At 72.2% G+C, this 20,745-nt stretch carries 18 protein-coding genes, 1 tRNA gene and 1 pseudogene; 11 read left to right on the top strand and 9 right to left on the bottom strand.

Annotation, left to right across the window (positions count from 1 at the left end):
- Together ORI94_RS24430 and ORI94_RS24425 are read left to right on the top strand one after the other, a co-directional pair.
- Positions 1–1,657: PTS fructose transporter subunit IIC (locus ORI94_RS24430; protein WP_266079326.1), on the top strand; the 1,657-nt coding region annotated here is incomplete at its 5' end.
- 181 nt (positions 1,658–1,838) lie between these two features.
- Entirely contained in the window at positions 1,839–2,183 is a 345-nt protein-coding gene (locus ORI94_RS24425) for a hypothetical protein (protein WP_266079324.1), read from the top strand.
- Positions 2,184–2,268: 85 nt separating this feature from the next.
- Here ORI94_RS24425 and ORI94_RS24420 read toward each other — a convergent pair whose 3' ends face one another.
- Both ORI94_RS24420 and ORI94_RS24415 read right to left on the bottom strand, forming a co-directional pair.
- Entirely contained in the window at positions 2,269–3,024 is a 756-nt protein-coding gene (locus ORI94_RS24420; protein ID WP_266079322.1) for a DUF6227 family protein, read from the bottom strand.
- 367 nt (positions 3,025–3,391) lie between these two features.
- The gene (locus tag ORI94_RS24415) at positions 3,392–4,417 is read right to left on the bottom strand and encodes a P1 family peptidase (protein ID WP_266079320.1); all 1,026 of its coding nucleotides are present in this window, start codon (positions 4,415–4,417) and stop codon (positions 3,392–3,394) included.
- Between the two features lie 125 nt (positions 4,418–4,542).
- Here ORI94_RS24415 and ORI94_RS24410 point away from each other — a divergent pair, with 125 nt between their 5' ends.
- On the top strand, positions 4,543–4,719 hold the full coding sequence (locus tag ORI94_RS24410; protein ID WP_266079318.1) for a hypothetical protein: 177 nt from the start codon (positions 4,543–4,545) through the stop codon (positions 4,717–4,719).
- Between the two features lie 51 nt (positions 4,720–4,770).
- Here the strand turns inward: ORI94_RS24410 and mscL are convergent, their stop codons facing one another.
- The 6 genes and pseudogenes from mscL to ORI94_RS24380 form a co-directional block, all read right to left on the bottom strand.
- The gene (mscL, locus tag ORI94_RS24405) at positions 4,771–5,277 is read right to left on the bottom strand and encodes a large conductance mechanosensitive channel protein MscL (RefSeq protein WP_266079316.1); all 507 of its coding nucleotides are present in this window, start codon (positions 5,275–5,277) and stop codon (positions 4,771–4,773) included.
- Between the two features lie 141 nt (positions 5,278–5,418).
- The gene (locus tag ORI94_RS24400; RefSeq protein ID WP_416237884.1) at positions 5,419–6,045 is read right to left on the bottom strand and encodes a hypothetical protein; all 627 of its coding nucleotides are present in this window, start codon (positions 6,043–6,045) and stop codon (positions 5,419–5,421) included.
- Between the two features lie 210 nt (positions 6,046–6,255).
- Positions 6,256–7,098, bottom strand: a complete 843-nt coding sequence (locus ORI94_RS24395) for an S-methyl-5'-thioadenosine phosphorylase (protein WP_266079312.1) — start codon at positions 7,096–7,098, stop codon at positions 6,256–6,258.
- Positions 7,099–7,203: 105 nt separating this feature from the next.
- The gene (locus tag ORI94_RS24390) at positions 7,204–7,572 is read right to left on the bottom strand and encodes an FmdB family zinc ribbon protein (RefSeq protein WP_266079310.1); all 369 of its coding nucleotides are present in this window, start codon (positions 7,570–7,572) and stop codon (positions 7,204–7,206) included.
- A 297-nt stretch (positions 7,573–7,869) separates the two neighbouring features.
- The gene (locus tag ORI94_RS24385) at positions 7,870–9,162 is read right to left on the bottom strand and encodes an MFS transporter (protein WP_266079308.1); all 1,293 of its coding nucleotides are present in this window, start codon (positions 9,160–9,162) and stop codon (positions 7,870–7,872) included.
- 346 nt (positions 9,163–9,508) lie between these two features.
- Positions 9,509–11,031 (bottom strand): annotated as a pseudogene (locus tag ORI94_RS24380) (potassium/proton antiporter); the annotation flags it as partial.
- A gap of 249 nt (positions 11,032–11,280) precedes the next feature.
- On the opposite strand from ORI94_RS24380, the gene ORI94_RS24375 reads away from it, so the two are divergent.
- Positions 11,281–14,121, top strand: a complete 2,841-nt coding sequence (locus ORI94_RS24375) for a penicillin acylase family protein (RefSeq protein ID WP_266079304.1) — start codon at positions 11,281–11,283, stop codon at positions 14,119–14,121.
- 68 nt (positions 14,122–14,189) lie between these two features.
- On the opposite strand, the gene ORI94_RS24370 is transcribed toward ORI94_RS24375, so the two are convergent.
- Positions 14,190–14,732: a 5-formyltetrahydrofolate cyclo-ligase gene (locus ORI94_RS24370; protein ID WP_416237883.1), complete on the bottom strand. Its 543-nt coding sequence runs from the start codon at positions 14,730–14,732 to the stop codon at positions 14,190–14,192.
- Between the two features lie 167 nt (positions 14,733–14,899).
- Here ORI94_RS24370 and galU point away from each other — a divergent pair, with 167 nt between their 5' ends.
- From galU to ORI94_RS24335, 7 genes are all read left to right on the top strand, one after another.
- Positions 14,900–15,811 carry a UTP--glucose-1-phosphate uridylyltransferase GalU gene (gene galU, locus ORI94_RS24365; protein WP_266079300.1) on the top strand — a complete coding sequence of 304 codons (912 nt, stop codon included), beginning with the start codon at positions 14,900–14,902 and terminating at the stop codon, positions 15,809–15,811.
- Positions 15,808–17,130 carry a gephyrin-like molybdotransferase Glp gene (gene glp / locus ORI94_RS24360; protein WP_266079298.1) on the top strand — a complete coding sequence of 441 codons (1,323 nt, stop codon included), beginning with the start codon at positions 15,808–15,810 and terminating at the stop codon, positions 17,128–17,130. The genes galU and glp overlap by 4 nt, the downstream gene beginning before the upstream one ends.
- An 84-nt stretch (positions 17,131–17,214) precedes the next feature.
- Positions 17,215–17,781 (top strand): cyclic pyranopterin monophosphate synthase MoaC, encoded by a 567-nt coding sequence (gene moaC, locus ORI94_RS24355; RefSeq protein WP_266079296.1) that lies wholly within the window; start codon positions 17,215–17,217, stop codon positions 17,779–17,781.
- Positions 17,778–18,353, top strand: a complete 576-nt coding sequence (locus ORI94_RS24350) for a MogA/MoaB family molybdenum cofactor biosynthesis protein (RefSeq protein ID WP_266079294.1) — start codon at positions 17,778–17,780, stop codon at positions 18,351–18,353. The genes moaC and ORI94_RS24350 overlap by 4 nt, the downstream gene beginning before the upstream one ends.
- Before the next feature lie 59 nt (positions 18,354–18,412).
- The gene (locus ORI94_RS24345; RefSeq protein WP_416237886.1) at positions 18,413–19,057 is read left to right on the top strand and encodes a GNAT family N-acetyltransferase; all 645 of its coding nucleotides are present in this window, start codon (positions 18,413–18,415) and stop codon (positions 19,055–19,057) included.
- A gap of 180 nt (positions 19,058–19,237) precedes the next feature.
- Positions 19,238–20,542 (top strand): gephyrin-like molybdotransferase receptor GlpR, encoded by a 1,305-nt coding sequence (glpR, locus tag ORI94_RS24340; protein ID WP_266079290.1) that lies wholly within the window; start codon positions 19,238–19,240, stop codon positions 20,540–20,542.
- Between the two features lie 83 nt (positions 20,543–20,625).
- A tRNA-Ala gene (locus tag ORI94_RS24335) sits at positions 20,626–20,699 on the top strand.
- The last annotated feature ends 46 nt before the right edge of the window (positions 20,700–20,745 follow it).

Genomic DNA, 20,745 nt, shown 5'->3' with positions numbered 1-20,745 from the left:
CGCCCGGGGCTCCCCGGGCCCCCCGGACGCGGGGGGGGGGGGGGGGCCCCCCCCCCCCGCCCCCACCACGGGCACTGCCGACGACGGCTCCACCGGTGACGGCGCCCTGGACGCGGGAACCTCCGACGCGGGTGCGTCCGGCGGGAGCGCGCGCCCCTTCCGGATCGTCGCCGTCACCTCCTGCCCCACCGGCATCGCCCATACGTACATGGCGGCGGAGTCGCTGGAGAACGCCGGCCGGGAGGCGGGCGTCGAGATCGCGGTCGAGCCGCAGGGCTCGGCGGGCTTCACCCGGCTCGACCCGGCCGTGATCGCGGCGGCGGACGGTGTGATCTTCGCCCACGACGTGCCCGTCCGGGAGAAGGAGCGCTTCGCGGGCAAGCCGACCGTCGACACCGGCGTCAAGGCGGGCATCAACCGCCCCGCCGAGCTGATCGACGAGGTCCGCGGCAAGGCCGCGCGCGGCGAGGCCACCGCGGCTGCCGCACCCGGCGACAACCCCGTGGACCGCGCAGGCGAACCCGGTGAGGGCTACGGCACCAAGCTGCGCAAGTGGCTCATGTCCGGTGTCAGTTACATGGTCCCGTTCGTCGCGGCGGGCGGTCTCCTCATCGCCCTCGGCTTCGCGATCGGCGGCTACGAGATCAACGAGGCGCCGTCGGTGATGGAACGCTTCGTGTGGACCCAGACCGACAGTTGGGGGGCCCTGCTCTTCCAGATCGGCGGCGTCGCCTTCGGGTTCCTCGTCCCGGTCCTGGCCGGTTACATCGCGTACGGCATGGCCGACCGGCCCGGACTCGTGCCCGGCTTCGTCGGCGGTTCGATCTCCCTCACCATCAACGCCGGTTTCCTCGGCGGCCTCGTGTCCGGTCTGATCGCCGGTGCGGTGGTACTGGCGATCCAGAGGGTGCGCATCCCGGTGGCGCTGCGCGGCATCATGCCGGTGGTGGTGATCCCGCTGATCTCCTCGGCGGTGGTCGGCTTCCTGATGTTCGTGGTGATCGGAAAGCCGATCGCCGAGGCACAGAAGGCCATGACGGACTGGCTGAACGGCCTCACCGGCACCAACGCCATCCTGCTCGGCACCCTGCTCGGCCTGATGATGTGCTTCGACCTCGGCGGCCCCGTCAACAAGGTCGCGTACACCTTCGCCACGGCCGGTATCGCGGTCGCGAGCCCCAGCGACTCCGCGATGAGGATCATGGCCGCGGTGATGGCGGCCGGCATGGTTCCGCCGCTGGCGATGGCCCTGGCCACCACGGTCCGCGGCAAGCTCTTCAACCGGACCGAGCGGGAGAACGGCAAGGCCGCCTGGGTCCTGGGAGCCTCCTTCATCTCCGAGGGTGCGATCCCGTTCGCGGCGGCCGACCCGCTGCGCGTGATCCCCGCCTCGATGGCGGGCGGCGCCGTCACCGGTGCCCTGTCAATGGCCTTCGGCGCCACCCTGCGCGCGCCGCACGGCGGCATCTTCGTGGTCCCGCTGATCGGCAACCCGCTGCTCTACCTGGTCGCCATCGCGGCGGGTGTCTGTGTCACGGCGGCCCTGGTGATCGTCCTGAAGGGACTGCGCAAGCCGGTTCCCGGAGCGGAGGGCGCGCCCGGCAGCGGGGGGCCGGCGGCCTCGGCGGCGGCATCGAAGCAGCCGGTCGCCGCGTGACACGGCAGCGGACAGCACGCAAGCGGGTAACGGCCACAGGCAGCGGAGGGATCGGCGAGGACACCGAAAAGCACCAATAGGTACATGTGAGACTTTCGCAGGTAAATGACTCAACTGCGATATAGATCACGTTCATCACGGTCCGGGATCGAAGTCCCGGACCGTGATGTGTACTGGGCGCATGCCTGAGCGCGACTCGATCTTGAGGGTGACGGGCGGCACCGTCCTCACCTTGGTGGCCGCGGCCTGCACGGTGGGCCTGGCCGGTGTCCTGCGGCGGGACCGCAGGCTGGTCCGGGGCAGTGGCGTCGGCCCCCGTTCGCATCGGAAGCCGCCTCGGGAACCGCGTCCGGAGTCGGAACCGGCGCGCGACGTTCCGGGGCCGCAGGAGGTGTGGGCGCTCCGGACGATTCCGCATCAGCGGCGGACGGGCCCGTCGGTGGAGCAGGTGCTGCTCACCCAGGCCGAACGCGAGGCGTTCGCCACCCTGGTCCGGCGCTTTACCGGTGGCCGGGAAGCAGGATGACGGCGGATCACGGATCACGGATCGCTGGGCACAGGGCACGGATCACGGGGCGCAGGTCACGGGTCGGACGGTCCGGTCCTGGTGGTCAGGGCACCTGCGCCGCGCGACGCTCCATCGCGTCACGGGCGGCGTCCTCGGTGATGTACACCTCGCACATGTGCCGTCCGTCGGGAGTGGCCGTGTGCTCCACCTCCCAGAGGGAGACCTCCGCACCGTCACGCAGCAGGAACGCGTGCTCGTACAGCGAGAAGGACAGTCCCGGGCGGCCGGGTTCGCCCACGGTGGACGGGCGACCGAAGGCCTGGGTGATCTGGTGGGCGGACGCAGTGGCCAGCAGGGCGGCCGTCCCGGGGCCCGGACGGTCCGTGTTCTCCGCCCGGCGCAGTAAGCGGCGCGCGTGGTCCGCCGAACCGTCGGGGAGGTAGACGGGCCGGGGCTCGGGGATCCGGGACAGCTGCACCAGCACCGGCAGTTCGAAGTCCGGTGTCTCCGGCGGCAGCGGCAGTCGGGCGGTGGCGAGGCCCAGCTCCTCCTCGTCCACGTACACCTCGTGCTGCGGCTCGCTGCCCGGGGCCGTGTTGTGGACCAGCTCCCAGAGTGTGAGCGCCGAGCCGTCGGCGAGCAGCCAGGTGTGCCGGTACGTCTCGCGGTGCAGGCCGGCGCTGTGGTGCGCGGAGTGCAGCGAACTGTTGTGGGCCAGCGCGCAGTCGAGCAGGTGTACTGCCTCGTCGGGCAGCTCGAAGGAGTTCAGGGCACGGCCGAGCAGTCGCGCGAGATGCTCCTCAGGAGACTCGGGCGAGTCGGCTGGTTCGTACGCTGCCGTCTCGTACGGAACGCTCAAGGCTTCTCCCGGCGTCGCTGCATGTCACCTTGTGGGTGCATACCGTAGCCCCTCGGTCGGACATCATGTCCGGGAACTGAGAAAACGTGCGGCATCACAACGAACGGACCGTGCGAGGAATTCCCGCCCGTTCCCGCCGGGCACCCATAATCCCTGTTCAGACGCCACTCCTGCCGCTCGCCGCGGGCCCGTCGGCCACCGGTCGCGCACTCCGCTCAGCGGACGGCTCCCTCCGCTCACCGGACACCTCCGCCGACCCGCCCGATCTACGCTTCCCCGTCCGGCGCGCCACACGCCTCCCTGCCCGGTTCGTCATACAACTTTTCGTACATCCATCCGAGCGGTCACCCGTACCGCCTTCCTTCACCTACCCGTACAACTCCTCGTACGACGGCCAGACTCCGCCCGGTCCGTCCACCGACCCGGCCGCGCGCAGGGCCCGTACGATCGCGCGGGTCACCAGGTCGGCGCCCGCCGCGAGGATCCCGTTCAGGGCGAGCGGGTTCGCGGCGTCGAGCGGGCGGGTGCCCGTGGCGAGGGCGAACACCGTGTCCCCGTCGTTGAGCAGGTGCACCGGCCGCACCGCCCGCGCGATGCCGTCGTGCGCGGTGCCGGCCAGCTTCTGCGCCTGCGCCTTGGACAGGTCCGCGTCGGTGGCGACCACCGCGAGCGTGGTGTTGAGCGGCTGCGGCCCGTTCTGCTCCGTGATGCCGGCGAGCCGCCGGACCGCCGCCGCGTGCACCTTTGCGTCCGGCTGGCGCACCCGGCCGCCCTGGAAGAACTCTCCGTACAGGGTCCCGGTTTCCGGGTCCAGCGCCGACCCCGCCGCATTGGCCACCACCAGCGCGGCCACCGTGATCCCCGAGTCCAGCACCGTGCTCGCGGTGCCGACCCCGCCCTTCACCGCTCCGACCACGGCCCCCGTACCGGCGCCCACGCACCCCTCCGGCACCCGCGCCCCCGGCGAGGTCGCCGCGGCCGACTCGACGGCCGCGCGCCCGGTGGACGCGTCCGGCCGGGCCCCGAAGTCCCCGCCCCGGCCCAGGTCGAAGACGCACGCGGCCGGCACCACCGGCACCACGTGCGCGGGATCCGGGCCGACCCGCACCCCGCGCCCCTGCTCCTCCAGCCAGGCCATCACCCCTGACGCCGCGTCCAGTCCGTAGGCACTGCCACCGGTCAGGACGATCGCCTCGACCCGCTGCACGAGGTTGCGGGGATCGAGCGCGTCGGTCTCCTTCGTACCGGGACCGCCGCCGCGCACGTCCACGGCGGCCACGGCCCCGCCCTCGGGTGCGAGCACCACCGTGGTGCCGGTGAGCAGGCCGCCGCCGGTACGGGTCGCGTGTCCCACCCGCACACCGGCCACATCGGTCAGAGCGTCAACAGTCATGGCGCCAGTCTCGCGCGGTCACCGTCGGACCGGGGAGCAGCGGCCTGCGAGCGCAGCCACCGGTGAGGAGCCGAGGGAGAGACCGCCGGCCGGGGAAGGTTTTACCGGGCCCGTATTCTGGGCGCATGAGCACTGCTCCCGATTCCGGGCCGCGCGAGCCGAAACCCGCGCTGGTCTTCGACGACCCGCTGGACCAGCCGTCCGCGGACGAGACCGACCGGGGGTGGGGCGACCGCCCGTCCGGTGACAGCGCGTCGGACCTGAAGCGCTTCCTCGAGGAGAAGCCGCCCCACCACATCTGACCCGGATGGCCCCACCACATCTGACCCCGGTGCCGGGCGGACCGGTGTCGGCTATCGCTCGCCGTACCCCGCGCCGTCGCCACGTACCGGGAACCCGTCGTGCTGCGGGCCGCGCTGCGCCACCAGTTCGTCGCGGATCTCCTTGAGCACCTCGAGCTCGGAGATCTCGACGATCTCCTGCGTGCCCTCCCTCGCCTTCCTGCGGGCCTCGACCCGGGCCAGGTACCGGGCCATGGGCATCACCATCAGGAAGTAGACGACCGCGGCCGTGATCACGAACTGGAGTGTCGCGCCGAGGACCGAACCCCACAGGATCCTGACGCCCGTCGCGGCATCGCCGGTGCCCGTGCAGGGGCCCTTCAGGCACGAGCTGTAGGTGTCCAGGTTCTGCGTGCCGAAAGCGCCGACCAGCGGGTTGATCATCCCCTTCACCACCGCGTTGACGATGTTGGTGAAGGCGGCGCCGATGACCACGGCCACGGCCAGGTCGACGACGTTCCCCCGCATCAGGAAGGCCTTGAAGCCCTGCCAGATGCTGGCCTCGTTCTTCTCGCTCACCCCGGGGCTTCCTTTCGTAGGCGTGATGCTGGGACTCAAACGCTCCGCAACCTACGTCAGCGCTCCGCCGGACAGAGCAGTCGGGTCCCTCGAGCGAGGTGCCCGGCACGGCTCCCGCGCCACCGGCCCGGAAGGACCGGCTCACCACAGGGTCACCGCCAGCCGCGAGGTGGCGCCCGCGCCGGCGAGGCCGGCCGCGACGGCGCGCGGAACCGACAGCACCACCAGGGCCCCGCCCGTGCCCGGGCCCATGCCCGTGTCCTCCAGTGGTTTCGGTACCTCGGTGACCCGCGCTCCACGGGCGACCACGCGGGCCCCACCGTCCGTCACCCGCTCCCCGGCGGCGATGACATCGACCCGGTCGCCCGGCCTCAGCAGCCGCACGGTGGCAGCGTCGGCGATCCGCACCGGCGCCGTGACCCGTGCTTCCGCGCGCCGCGCCCTTACGGCACGGTCTCCCGGGGAGGCCGGCCCGGCGTGGGCGCTCGAAGCGCCGTCGGGATGCCCGCGCGGCCGGTCCGCGTCCCGGGGGCCCGCCGCCACCAGCGCCACCGCCGTGACAGCGAGCCCGACCGCCGCCGCCCGCCTCCGGTGCCGGATCAGCCGAGCCGACCGAAGCGGCCCGCCACGCACCCGCACCGGCGCGAAGTGCGGTACCTCGCAACGCGGTGGGACACCGGCCCCGGGCGGGTGCGGAACAACGGCGGGGAGGGAGGGAGAGGGGGAGGGAGACGGAGGAACGGAGGGGAAGGACGGAGGGAACTGCACGGGACCACCACCTGCCACGAGGGAACGGCTTGCGGACCCCACGATGAGGCTTTCCGCCGTTCTCCGCCGGCGCCTGTGGACACACCACCGCCTGTGGAAAACTCCCTCACCCGAACGTGGGCCGCCGGTGCGAGCCCCGCACCGGCGGCCCTACGGCACCGCGAGCCCCCGTCGGCGGCCCTACGGCACCGCGAGCCCTCGTCGGCGGCCCTACGGCAGTGCGAAGCCCGGGTCCATCCCGCCCAGCGCCGAGGCGCACGGGCAGTCCCGTTCCTCCGTCGTCGGCAGCGCCGCCACCGTGTCGAAGAGCACGTTCCGCAGCCGGTCCACGTTGTCCGCGAACACCCGCAGCACCTCGTCGTGCGAGACGCCCTCGCCGGTCTCGGCGCCGGCGTCGAGGTCGGTGACCAGGGCCAGGGACGTGTAGCAGAGCTCCAGTTCACGGGCGAGCGCCGTCTCGGGGTGGCCGGTCATGCCCACCACCGACCAGCCCTGCGCCCGGTGCCACAACGACTCGGCGCGGGTGGAGAACCGCGGCCCCTCGACCACGACCAGCGTGCCGCCGTCCACCGGCTCCCAGTCCCGCCCGCGCGCCGACTTCAGGGCGACCGCCCGGCCGGCGGGGCAGTAGGGGTCGGCCAACGACACGTGGACGACGTTCGGGACAGTGCCGTCGGGTCGGGGCAGTCCGTCGAAGTAGGTGTTCACCCGGGACTTCGTACGGTCCACGAGCTGGTCCGGGACCAGCAGCGTCCCCGGCCCGTACTCGGGCCGCAGCCCGCCCACCGCGCACGGCCCGAGCACCTGGCGCGCGCCGACCGACCTGAGCGCCCACAGGTTGGCCCGGTAGTTGATCCGATGGGGCGGCAGATGGTGGCCGCGCCCGTGCCGGGGGAGGAAGGCGACCCGCCGGCCGGCCAGTTCACCGAGGAAGAGGGAGTCGCTGGGCGCCCCGTACGGGGTGTCCACATGGACCTCGGTCACGTCGTCGAGGAAGGAGTAGAAACCGGAACCGCCGATCACGCCGATCTCGGCGTTCGCCTTGTTCGCCATGCTCCGCACCCTAACCGGCCCCGGAACCGCCGAGGACCCCGTCGTCGGAAGACGACGGGGTCCTGTAAGGGAATCCGGCCTCAGGCGGCGCGCAGGGATCCGGCCTCAGGCGGCGGTGCTGCCGGCGGTGCTGCTCTTGGCGCTGCCGGATCCGGACGACGAGCCGGAGCCCGAGGTCGAACCCGAGCCCGAGGAGGACGAAGCGGAAGAGGACGAGGAAGACGCGGAGGACGAAGACGAGGACGAGCCCGTCGACGAACCGGCCGTCTTCGACCCCGGGGCGCTGCTCGACGAGGAGCCGCGGCTGTCGTTGCGGTAGAAGCCGGAGCCCTTGAAGACAATGCCGACCGCCGAGAACACCTTCTTCAGGCGACCCTGGCAGTTCGGGCACTCGGTAAGAGCGTCATCGGTGAACTTCTGCACCGCCTCGAGGCCCTCGCCGCACTCGGTGCACTGGTACTGATAGGTGGGCACTGTCTTCCTCCTGGCACTCTCACTCGTTGAGTGCTAACGATCGTCAATGGTAACCCGTGCCGCAAGTGATCGGCGTAACGCACGTCACCCCGCCACGGCGGCGGCCGGAACGCGACCGTCGTGAGGACGGGCCCGTGCGCGGGCCCCGCCCGTGCCCCGAGCGGACTCCGGACGCGTCCTCGGGGCGTGCCCTCCCAGGCGGGAGGCGCGTCCGTGGGCCCGCCGGTGCACGCGTGCGGGCGGCGGCGGGCCCGACGGGGGGCTGCCCGGAGCCCTGCGGGACGGCCCGCCGATGCGTCACATCTCACTGATCCCGACGGGGCCGTGCCGGACCGCGCCGCGCGTGACCTCGCGGGTCGTCCGGGGCGGCACCAGCCGTGACCGCAGGGCCAGCAGCGTCACCAGGGCGAGCACCGTGCCGCCCATGGGCACCAGGAAACCGGCGCCGGCCCAGAGGTGGTCCTCCAGCTGTCCGGAGACCGTGACGGCGGTCGCCTGGCCGAGGGCCACCGCGCCGGTCAGCCAGGTGAAGGCCTCGGTGCGGGCACCGGCCGGGACCAGGTCGTCGACCAGCGTGTATCCGGTGATCAGGGCGGGCGCGATGCACATGCCGACCAGGAGGCCGAGACCGGCGAGGAGCAGTGCCGAGTGGGCGGTCCACAGGGCGGAGGCGGTCACCGCGAGCGCCGCGTACCCGATGACCAGGCGCCGCTGGGGAGCGGCCTTCCAGGCGACGGCGCCGCAGGCGATGCCGGAGAGCATGTTTCCCGCGGCGAAGACGCCGTACAGGATGCCGTTCAGCCCGGGTTCGCCGATCGACTCGGTGTACGCGGCCAGCGACACCTGCATGCCGCCGAAGACGGATCCGATGCCCAGGAAGACGACGATCAGGACGCGCACCCCGGGGGCGCGCAGCGCGGAAGCGTGCTGCACGCGCGCGTGCCCGCGGGCGGCGACCTCGGGCTGCGTGCCCCTCTGCGCGGCGAACAGCAGCCCGCCGACCAGGGTCAGCGCGGCCTCGGCCACCAGGCCCGCCGCCGGGTCCACGACCGTGCACAGGGCGGTGGCCAGCAGCGGTCCGACGACGAAGGTCAGCTCGTCGGTGACGGACTCGAAGGCCGCCGCCGTGGTCATCAGCGGTGAGTTCTTGAGCTTCACGCCCCAGCGGGCGCGCACCATGGGCCCGACCTGGGGCACCGAGGCGCCGGTGGGCACGGCGGCGGCGAACAGCGCCCACAGCGGGGCGCCGTTCAGTGCCAGCGTGGTCAGGGTCAGTCCGGACAGGGCGTGCAGCAGGACACCGGGGACGAGGACGGCGCGCTGTCCGTGGCGGTCGGCGAGCCGGCCGCTGTAGGGCGCGAACACGGCCATGGCGACGCCGGTGACCGCCGCGACGGCGCCGGCCGTGCCGTACGAACCGGTGGTGTGCTGCACCAGCAGCACGATGGAGAGGGTGAGCATGGCGAACGGCTGACGTGCCGCGAAGCCGGGGAGCAGGAACGTCCAGGCGCCGCGGGTGCGCAGCAGTCGGCCGTATCCCGGACGGGAGGTGGCCGCAGGGTCCTTCGACGTGGTGACCGTGGATGCCACGGCCCGTGCCTTTCTGCCGCCTGGTGGCGTGGGGGCCCCTGGTGTCGGGCACGCCGAGAGCTGTCCTCTTGCGCTGACTGCGGTAGATGCCGGTGCCACAGCTCAGGGCGTGCCGGCCGCCATACGGTCGCGCCAGCTCTGCGTCAGGCAGAGTTGGTTCGATCTGGTATCGCTTGCAGGATACAGACGGTTCCAGGCATACGCAGGCGCCAGGCGCTTGTGATCCCGTGAAAATGGTCACGGGGGACCTGTGGCCCTGCGAATGACGGGGCGTGTGACGGGTCGCGCCCGATCCGCGCGAACGGCGTCGGAGGTGACCTTCCGGCCCCCGCCTTCGCCCGCCCGGTCACCCCCGGGCCCCGCCCCCGCCCACCCCCAGCCAGCCGGCCAGTTTGCCGCCGCGGCCCACCGCGCGGAGGCGGCGTTCGGCGGCGTCCCGGACCGGGTCGGTGGCGACGACGAGCAGTTCGTCCCCGCGCCGCAGTATCGTCGTCGGCCCCGGAACGAACGAGGCGCTCCCGCGCACCACGAGCGTGACGGCCGCCCCCTTCGGCAGCCGCAGCTCGCCGACCTCCACGCCGTGCATCCTCGACCCCTCCGGGATGCCGACCGACAGCAGGTGTCCGCGCAGCCGCTCCAGGGGAGCCGACTCGATGCCCAGGTCGGCGGCCTCCGCGCCCTCGCCGAGCCGCAGTGCGCGGGCCAGCCACGGCAGTGTCGGTCCCTGGACGAGGGTGTAGACGACGACCAGGATGAAGACGATGTTGAAGATCGGCCGGCTGCCGGGAACGCCCTGGACCATCGGAATCGTCGCCAGGACGATGGGCACGGCGCCGCGCAGCCCCGCCCAGGACATCAGCGCCTGCTCCTGCCAGGGCACCCGGAACGGCACCAGGCACAGCACGACGCTCAGCGGGCGGGCCACCACGGTCAGCACCAGCCCGATGATCAGCGCGGGCACGATGTCGTCGCCCAGCTCGTGCGGGGAGACCAGCAGACCGAGCAGGACGAACATGCCGATCTGGGCGAGCCAGCCGAGCCCTTCGGCGAACCCGCGCGTGGCGGGCCAGTGCGGCAGCCTGGCGTTGCCCAGCACCATCGAGGCGAGGTAGACGGCGAGGAAGCCGCTGCCGTGGGCCATGGCGCCCGCCGCGTAGGCGGTGACGGCGATGGCCATGACGGCGATCGGGTAGAGACCGGAGGCGGGCAGCGCCACGTGTTTGAGCCCCAGGGAGCCCAGCCGGCCCACCGCGAGTCCGATGACGGCGCCGATGACCAGCTCCAGGGCGATCTCGCCGAGCAGGACGTACCAGTGCTCGACCGGGCCGGCCGTGGAGAAGGCGAGCACCAGGATGACCACGGGGGCGTCGTTGAAGCCGGACTCGGCCTCCAGCGTGCCCGTCACCCGTGCGGGGAGCGGGATGCGCCGCAGCACGGAGAAGACGGCCGCCGCGTCGGTCGAGGACACCACCGCGCCGATGATCAGCGCCTGCCGCCACTCCAGCCCGATCAGGAAGTGCGCGGCCGACGCGGTGACGCCGACGCTCGCCGCGACGCCGACGGTCGCGAGGACGGCGGAAGCGGGCAGGGCGGGTCTGATCTCCGTCCACTTGGTGCCCAGACCGCCCTCGGCCAGGATCACGACCAGGGCCGCGTATCCGAGGACCTGAGTCAGCTCGGCGTTGTCGAAGTGGATGCCGCCGATGCCGTCCTGTCCCATGGCGATGCCGATGCCCAGGTACACGAGCAGGCTGGGGAGCCCGCTGCGCGAGGAGACGCGGACCGCCACGACGGCGACGAGCAGGACCAGCGAGCAGACGAGCAGGAGCTGGTTGAGGTGGTGGACAGTCGTGGCCGTTCCCTTCCCTGGCACCCGCGCGGTGCGCCGGGCTCCTCTCCGGGGCCCGGGTGGCCGGCGCGTTCACGGCGAACCGATTCGTTACTTTACCTAACTCTTGACGCTTTCTTGACGCGCATCCCTGGCATCATCGAACGTCCGTCCGGGGTGGTACCCGACTCCGCGTCAAGTGGCGCGGGGCCCTGCGCCTATCGTTGCTCCAGCGCTCAGTTAAAAGCACAGCCCGCCCTGCCGCTCGCGTAAGGACAGCAAGGACAGCGATGCCCCCCAATACCACCGCCTCCACGGGTCAGCAGCCCGGCAAGTCCGGCAGGAAAAAGGGGCGCAAAGCCCGTCTGATCGTGTTCGTCCTGGTGCTGGCACTGATCGGCGGTGCCGTCTACGGGGCCTACTGGTCGGTCAGCACCGTGCGTGCCTCCTTCCCGCAGACCAAGGGCTCGATCACCCTCAAGGGCCTGTCGGGCACCGTCGACGTGAAGCGCGACGACCACGGGATCCCGCAGATCTACGCCTCCTCCGACGAGGACCTGTTCATGGCGCAGGGCTACGTCCAGGCGCAGGACCGGTTCTACGAGATGGACGTCCGCCGGCACATGACCTCCGGGCGCCTGTCGGAGATGTTCGGCGAGAGCCAGGTCGAGACCGACGAGTTCCTGCGCACCCTGGGCTGGGACCGGATCGCGCAGGAGGAGTACGAGAAGACGCTCTCCCCGGCGACGAAGAAGTACCTCGACGCCTACGCCAAGGGCGTCAACGCCTACCTGAAGGGCAAGGACGGCGCCGCCATCTCCCTGGAGTACGCGGCCCTGGGCTTCACCAACGACTACAAGCCCGGCGCCTGGACCCCGGTGGACTCCCTGGCCTGGCTGAAGGCGATGGCCTGGGACCTGCGCGGCAACATGCAGGACGAGATCGACCGCGCCCTGATGACCAGCCGCCTCGGCCCGGAGCAGATCGCCGACCTGTACCCGGCCTACCCGTACAGCCGGCACAAGCCGGTGGTGCAGGAGGGCCAGTACAACGAGCTCACCGGCACCTACGAGTCGGACGGCGGCGGGAGCGGCACGGGCGACGGCACGGGGACCGGCACCGGAGACGGCACCGGCACCGACCCGGGCGCCGGCGCCGGCACCGGCACGACGGACCCCGGCACCGGTGTGGAGGGGGCGGCCGGGGCGGGCGGCACCGCCGGCACCGAGAGCAGCCTGGAGAGCCAGCTGACGGGCCTCCAGCAGGTCCTGCAGGACCTGCCGACCGCCGTCGGCGTCAACGGCGACGGCATCGGCTCCAACTCCTGGGTCGTCTCCGGGAAGCACACCATCACCGGTGAGCCGCTGCTGGCCAACGACCCGCACCTGTCGCCCGCACTGCCGTCCGTCTGGTACCAGATGGGCCTGCACTGCCGCAGTGTCTCCGCCGAGTGCCAGTACGACGTCTCCGGCTACACCTTCGCGGGCCTGCCCGGCGTCATCATCGGCCACAACCAGGACATCGCCTGGGGCCTGACCAACTCCGGGGTCGACGTCACCGACCTCTACCTGGAGAAGGTCACCGGCGAGGGCTACCAGTACGACGGCAAGGTGGTGCCCTTCAAGACCCGCGAGGAGACCATCGAGGTCGCCGGTGGCGACGCGCAGAAGATCGTCGTCCGGGAGACCAACAACGGTCCGCTGCTCTCCGACCGGTCCAAGGACCTGGTGCGGACCGGCAAGAAGGCGACCGTCGACTCCGCCGCACCCGACCGGGGCGACGGCTACGGCGTCTCCCTGCGCTGGACCGCGCTGGACGCCGGCCGCACCATGGACTCCGTCTTCGCGATCAACCGCGCGAAGGACTGGGACGGCTTCCGCGAGGCGGCCGCCCTGTTCGAGGTGCCCTCGCAGAACCTCGTCTACGCGGACACCGAGGGCCACATCGGCTACACCCTGCCCGGCAGGATCCCCACCCGCGCAGAGGACCACGACGGCTCCGTCCCCGCCCCCGGCTGGAACCCCGACTACGCATGGACCGGCTGGATAGAGCAGGACGAACTGCCCTACGAGTTCGACCCCGACCGCGGCTACATCGTCACCGCCAACCAGGCCGTCGTCGACCCGGACACGTACCCGTACACCCTGACCACCGACTGGGGCTACGGCGCCCGCAGCCAGCGGGTCAACGATCTGATCCAGTCGAAGATCAAGGACGGGGGCAAGATCTCCACCGACGACATGCGGCAGATGCAGCTCGACAACAGCAGCGGCATAGCCAAGCTGCTGGTGCCCGAACTGCTCAAGATCGACGTCGACGACCCGGACGTGCGCGAGGCGCAGAAGCTGCTGGAGGGCTGGGACTACACCCAGAACGCGGACTCGGCGGCGGCGGCCTACTTCAACTCCGTCTGGCGCAACGTCCTCAAGCTCGCCTTCGGCCACAAGCTGCCCAAGGAACTGCGGGTCAAGGGCCAGTGCCTGTGGGTCGACCCGGTCAACCCGACCGGGCCCGCCGAGGAACGCGTCAAGGTCCGCGAGTGCGGCCTGCGCGAGGCGGACCAGGCCCAGCCCGACGGCGGCGACCGCTGGTTCGAGGTGGTCCGCACGCTGATGGAGGACGAGGACGGCGACTGGTGGAGGACCCCGAAGTCGGGCACCCGCCCCGGCGCGGAGAACCGCGACGAGCTGTTCAGGCGCGCTCTGATCGACGCGCGGTGGGAACTCACCGCCGAGCTCGGCAAGGACATCGACACCTGGAGCTGGGGCAGGCTGCACCGCCTGTTCCTGAAGAACCAGACCCTGGGTACCTCCGGGCCCGACTTCGTGCGGTACGCCCTCAACCGGGGCCCCTGGAAGCTCGGCGGCGGCGAGGCCACGGTCAACGCCACCGGCTGGAACGCCGCCGGCGGCTACGGGGTGGTGTGGGTGCCGTCGATGCGGATGGTGGTCAACCTCGGCGACCTCGACAAGTCGCGGTGGATCAACCTCACCGGCGCCTCCGGACACGCCTACAGCGCCCACTACGTCGACCAGACGGACAAGTGGGCCGAGGGCGAACTGCTCGAGTGGTCCTTCTCGGAGAAGGCGGTCGGGAAGAACACCGAGAACACCCTGCTGCTCAAGCCGTGAGCAGCGGCCTTCGCTGACACGGAAAGCGGCCTCCACGCGTGCGTGGAGGCCGCTTTCCGTGTACCGGCTCAGCCGAACCGCCGTACCCCCGAAGGCGTCACCACCGCGTGCACCGGGCGGTCGTGCGGCTCCTCGGGAACCCGCTCGACGACCTCCGTGCCGTACAGCAGCACCACCAGCGCCGGGTGTGCGCCCGCGCGTTCCAGCCGGGCCAGCACCCGGTCGTAGGAGCCTCCGCCGCGTCCCAGCCGCATCCCGCGCCCGTCGACGGCCAGGCCCGGCAGCAGCACCACGTCCGCCCCGGTCACGGCGTCCGGACCGAGGCGCTCCCCGGACGGTTCGAGCAGCGTCAACCGCCCGCCGCCGTGCCGCACGCGCGCGAGTGACCCCCCGCCGGTGTACGCGCCCCAGTCCAGGTCGTTGTCGGGGAGCAGGGCCGGCAGCAGCACGCGTACGCCCCGCGCGCGCAGGGCGTCGAGGAGCGCGGGCGTGCCGGGTTCACTCCCGACGGAGACGTACGCCGCCACCGTGCGCGCGTGCGCCAGTTCGGGCAGTCCGAGCGCCCGGTCGGCCAACGCGGTCGCGGACTCCCTTACGTCATCCGCCGTCAACCTCCCCCTCGCCAGGAGGACTTCCCGTCGCAAGGCCCGCTTGGCATGATCGTTCACGCGTTCGTTCCGTCTCAACTCTGTCCCCGTACCGTTCCAATATGCTCATATGAGCTTTAAATGTGCGGAGCCCCAGATTCCCTGCGAAGGCAGCGGATATGGTGGCGGGCATGATTCAGTCGCACCCTCGGATCACCAAGGCTGTCATCCCCGCAGCGGGCCTCGGTACCCGGTTCCTGCCGGCCACCAAGGCCACTCCCAAGGAGATGCTGCCGGTCGTCGACAAGCCGGCGATCCAGTACGTGGTCGAAGAGGCCGCCGCCGCGGGCCTCGACGACGTCCTCATGGTGACGGGCCGCAACAAGCGCCCCCTGGAGGACCATTTCGACCGCAACTACGAACTGGAGTCCGCCCTCAACAGGAAGGGTGACGCCGCCCGCCTCGCCAAGGTCCAGGAATCCAGTGACCTCGCGACGATGCACTACGTCCGCCAGGGCGACCCCAAGGGCCTCGGCCACGCCGTCCTGTGCGCCGCCCCGCACGTCGGCGACGAACCCTTCGCCGTCCTCCTGGGTGACGACCTGATCGACCCGCGCGACCTCCTGCTCCAGCGCATGATCGAGGTCCAGGAGCAGCACGGCGGCAGCGTCGTCGCGCTCATGGAGGTCGCCCCGGAGCAGATCCACCTCTACGGCTCCGCCGCCGTCGAGACCACCGCCGACTCCGACGTGGTCCGGGTCAGCGGCCTGGTCGAGAAGCCCGACCCGGCCGACGCGCCCTCCAACTACGCCATCATCGGCCGCTACGTCCTCGACCCGCACGTCTTCGGCATACTCCGGAAGACCGAGCCGGGCCGCGGCGGCGAGATCCAGCTGACCGACGCCCTCCAGCAGCTCGCGGACGACGAGAACGTCGGCGGCCCGGTGCACGGCGTGGTCTTCAAGGGCCGCCGTTATGACACCGGCGACCGGGGCGACTACCTGCGTGCCATCGTGCGACTCGCGTGCGAACGTGAGGACCTGGGACCGGACTTCCGGACCTGGCTCCGCCGTTACGTCACCGAGGAGATGCAGCAGCCTTGAGCACCGCCGCGCCCCGCACCGCAGGACCGGACCGCCTCTGGTCGGTGGACGAGCACCTGGACGACATCCTCGCCACCGTCCGCCCCCTGGAACCCATCGAGCTGAACCTCCTCGACGCCCAGGGCTGCGTCCTGGTCGACGACGTCACGGTGCCGGTGTCCCTGCCGCCGTTCGACAACAGCTCCATGGACGGGTACGCGGTGCGGGTCGCGGATGTCGCGGGCGCGAGCGAGCAGTACCCGGCGGCCCTCGAGGTCCTCGGCGACGTCGCGGCGGGCCAGGCCGACCTGCTCCGGGTCGGCCCCGGCCAGGCCGTGCGCATCATGACCGGCGCCCCGCTCCCGCCCGGTGCCGAGACCGTCGTCCCCGTCGAGTGGACCGACGGCGGGCTCGGCGAGGGCCCGGTCGCCGCGATGCGGGCCCGCGGCCCGGCCCCCGAGGGGGCCACCGGGCAGGTGCTCGTGTACCGCTCGGCCGGGGCCCGCGCGCACGTGCGCGCCAAGGGCAGCGACGTACGGGCCGGAGACCGCGCACTGGAGGCCGGCACGGTCCTCGGCCCGCCGCAGATCTCCCTCCTGGCCGCGATCGGCCGCGGCACGGTGCGCGTGCGCCCGCGCCCGCGCGTGGTGGTGATGTCCACCGGCAGCGAACTCGTCCAGCCCGAGGGGGAGCTGGGTGCCGGCCAGATCTACGACTCCAACAGCTTCTCCCTCACCGCCTGCGCCCGCGACGCCGGCGCCATCGCCTACCGCGTGGGTGCCGTCGCCGACGACGCCGACACCCTGCGGGACACCATCGAGGACCAGCTGGTGCGCGCCGACCTGATGGTCACCACCGGCGGTGTGAGCGTCGGGGCGTACGACGTCGTCAGGGAGGCGCTGTCGTCCGTCGGGGACGAGGACGAGCCGGGCAGCGGCATCGACTTCCGCAAGCTCGCCATGCAACCCGGCAAGCCCCAGGGCTTCGGCTCCATCGGCCCCGACCACACCCCGCTGCTGGCCCTCCCCGGCAACCCGGTCTCCTCGTACGTCTCCTTCGAGCTGTTCGCCCGCCCCGCCATCCGCACCCTGATGGGCCTCACCGACGTCCACCGGCCGAGAACGCGCGCCACCCTCACCGCGGACGCGGCGCTGAGGTCCCCGAAGGGCCGCCGCCAGTTCCTGCGCGGCCGGTACGCCGACGGAGAGGTCACCCCGGTCGGCGGCGCCGGATCCCACCTGGTGGCCGCCCTCGCCCGGGCGAACGCGCTGATCGTCGTGGGCGAGGAGACCGAGTCCGTCGTCTCCGGCGCCGACGTCGAGGTGATCCTGCTCGGCTGACCCGCACGGGTTGGCGGTACCGTGTCGCGCACAGCAGGCCCGTGCGCCGCACCGCGGCGGGCCCGGACCGGGAGCGCCACACTCATGACCGTGCCTTCCCGGGGGGACACCCCCGGACCCCCTGACCAGCGCCGCCTGACCGACCCGAGTCGCCCGACCGACCAGGGCCGCCCGACCGACCAGGGTCGTCTGACGCACATCGACGAGGCGGGCGCCGCCCGCATGGTCGACGTCTCCGGCAAGGACGTGACCGCGCGCACCGCCCGCGCCACCGGCCGGGTCCTGGTCTCCCCCCGCGTGATCGAACTGCTGCGCGGCGAGGGGGTACCCAAGGGAGACGCCCTGGCCACCGCGCGGATCGCGGGCATCATGGGAGCCAAACGCACCCCCGATCTGATCCCGCTGTGCCACCCCTTGGCGGTGTCCGGTGTGAAACTGGACCTGTCGGTCGCGGACGACGCCGTGGAGATCACGGCCACCGTGAGGACGACGGACCGCACGGGCGTCGAGATGGAGGCGCTCACCGCGGTCTCGGTCGCCGCGCTCACCGTGGTCGACATGGTCAAGGCGGTCGACAAGAAGGCGGTCATCACGGACGTACGGGTGGAGGAGAAGACGGGCGGCACGTCGGGCGACTGGAGCAGGACATGACAGGCGACGCATCCATCGGCGACGCGTCCCCCACCGTCGCGTCCGCCGGCGGCGCACTGCTCGCGCCGTACAGCGCGCTGGTGGTCACCGCCTCCAACCGGGCCGCCGCCGGCGTCTACGAGGACACGGGCGGCCCGTTGGTCGCCGAGGGCCTGAGGCGCTTCGGCTTCGCCGTCGACGGCCCCCAGGTGGTCCCGGACGGCGACCCGGTCCAGGCCACGCTGCGCGCCGGCACCGAGGCCGGGTACGACGTCATCGTGACCACCGGCGGCACCGGCATCTCGCCCACCGACCGCACCCCCGAGGCGACCCGCGCGGTGATCGGCCACGAGGTGCCCGGCATCGCGGAGGCCATCCGGGCCCACGGCCGGGACAAGGTGCCGACGGCCGCCCTCTCCCGGGGCATCGCGGGGGTCACGGAGAACGGAACCCTGATCGTCAACCTGCCGGGGTCCCGCGGCGGGGTGAAGGACGGCCTCGCCGTCCTGGAGCCGCTGCTGAAGCACGCGGTGGACCAGCTGCGCGGCGGTGACCATCCCGGGCCGGGGGCCAGTGGCGGGGGTGCGAGCTGAACGGCCCGGCCTGGCCCGTGGAGCTGGTCGCCGGCGACGTCGTCCTGAGGCCCATAAAGATGCGCGACCAGCGGGCCTGGCGCGAGGTCAACCGCCGCAACCGTGACTGGCTGCGGCCCTGGGAGGCGACCATCCCGCCGCCCACCCCCGCCGGCCCGGTCGTGCACCGGCCGACCTACCGCCAGATGGTCCGTCATCTGCGGGCCGAGGCGCACGCGGGCCGGATGCTGCCGTTCGTCATCGAGTACCAGGGGCTTCTGGTCGGCCAGTTGACGGTCGCCGGGATCACCTGGGGCTCGATGTGCTCGGGCCACGTCGGCTACTGGGTGGACGAGGCGGTGGCCGGCCGCGGAGTCATGCCGACGGCCGTGGCGATGGCCGTGGACCACTGCTTCCGTACGGTCGGGCTGCACCGCGTCGAGGTGTGCATCCGCCCCGAGAACGGGCCCAGCCGGCGGGTCGTGGAGAAACTCGGATTCCGTGAGGAAGGGCTGCGCCCGCGTTATCTGCACATCGACGGGGACTGGCGCGACCACCTCGTCTTCGCGCTCACCGCGGAAGAAGTGCCCGAGGGGTTGCTCGGCCGCTGGCAAAGGACACGATCCCGGCGTGAACAGGCGGAGGGGCAAGGCCGGCCGGAGCGGTCGGGGCGGCCCGAGGGCGGATGGCGTCATCCCGGAATACCGCACGGCCCTGGTAATTGAATAAACGTTCGAATTTAGCCGTCCGGTGACCGCTCGAAGCCAGTGGGGGCAGGGGATTTCGCGTTTCGGACGGTCTGCTGATCGCATCGATCCAAAAAAGTTCGAGATATCAGCCGGAAGGTGCGACACACCGGCTCAATTGGCGGATGGCCCCACCTAAACCCCTCTACCGTGTGAGGCGTGAGCAGCAGCGGCCTCATCTACGCAGTCATTGTCGGGGCCTGGGCCGCCTACTTGGTGCCGATGTGGCTCCGTAGGCAGGACGAGCTGAACGAAGCCCGTCCGACGGAACGCTTCAGCACGGCCATCCGTCTGTTGTCCGGACGGGCGGGCATGGAGCGCCGGTACGCCAAGGACCTGCGGGCGCGCTCCACCGACGAGGAGGAGCAGGGCGTCCACGACCCGGACGCGGTCACCGATTCGGTGGACGTCCGGGCCTTCGCCGTGTCCCGGACCCGCCCGCAGGCGCAGGCACCCGTACGGGAGCAGCAGCCCGCGCAGCGGCCGGACCACCGCGGCCCCGAACCCGAGCCCGGCTCCGAAGCCCGTCCCGCACACGGGCGCGTCCCGTCCGCCCGCCGCGAACGGGGCACCCGAAGGGTGCGACCCGCCGGACCGGACCGGGCCTCTGCCCAGCAGTCCGCGGCAGCGCAGGCCGCCGCGGCACGTGCCCGGCGCTCGAAGGTGCTCGCACGCCGCCGGCGCACCACCACCCTGCTCTTCCTCGCCTTCACACTCGGCGCGGTCGTCGCGGCGGTCGGTGGACTCGCGTTCCTGTGGGCGCCCGGAGTGCCGGCCGTGCTGCTGAGCGTCTACATCGCGTACCTGCGTTCCCAGGAGCGCCGCCGGTTCGCGTACCAGATGGACCGCCGCCAGGCCGAGGTCGCGGCGCAGCGGCTGCGTGAGCGTGAACGCCGGCCGCGCCGCCGCCCGCCTGTCGCCGACACGGACACCGACGAACCGGAGGGTCCGGAGCAGGGCTTCGAGGCGGACGTGAACCCCGCCACCGACCCCGGCCTCTCCGCCCTGGCCGCCGACCGGCGGGCCCTTGTGGAGCAGACCGACCACGCCGAGTGGATCGACCAGCAGCGCGAGCGCCGGCGGCGCCCCGGCCAGGGCGGCGACAGCTGGGACCCGGTCCCGGTTCCGCTGCCCACCTACGTGACCGCCCCGGTCGCCCCGCGCGCCACCAGCGGCGTGGACCTCGGCGCCCCGGACACCTGGAGCTCGGCCCGCTCGAGCTCCATGGCCCCGGGCCCGGAGGAGACCGCCGCGTCCGACGGCGCGGACCCGGAGGGTGCCGGGACCGGCGAGGACGGCCACCCGGACGAGCCCGGCCGCACCGACGCCCTCCCCCAGGCCCGGAGGGGCCCGCGCGGGGGGACCCCCGCGGCGGCCCCGGCCCACCGGGCCCGCGAACGCGGCCGCACCCCGCTGTTCGACCAGTACGAGGACGGCGACCGCCCCCGCGCCGCCAACGAATGACCTTCCGAAACCGCAGGTGACCCCCCACCGGCAACGGATTTCCGAGCACCCCGATCGGGGTGCTAAGGTTTCTCTCGTTGCAAGGGCCTGTGGCGCAGTCTGGTAGCGCACCTCGTTCGCATCGAGGGGGTCTGGGGTTCAAATCCCCACAGGTCCACCGCAGCTGAAAGTCCCCGCCGGGAAACCGGCGGGGACTTCTTCGT

The organism is Streptomyces sp. NEAU-W12, assembly GCF_026242095.1.
Taxonomy (GTDB): Bacteria; Actinomycetota; Actinomycetes; order Streptomycetales; family Streptomycetaceae; genus Streptomyces.
The sequence above is the reverse complement of the archived record's forward strand: the minus strand, read 5'-3'. Positions and strand labels throughout refer to the sequence as shown.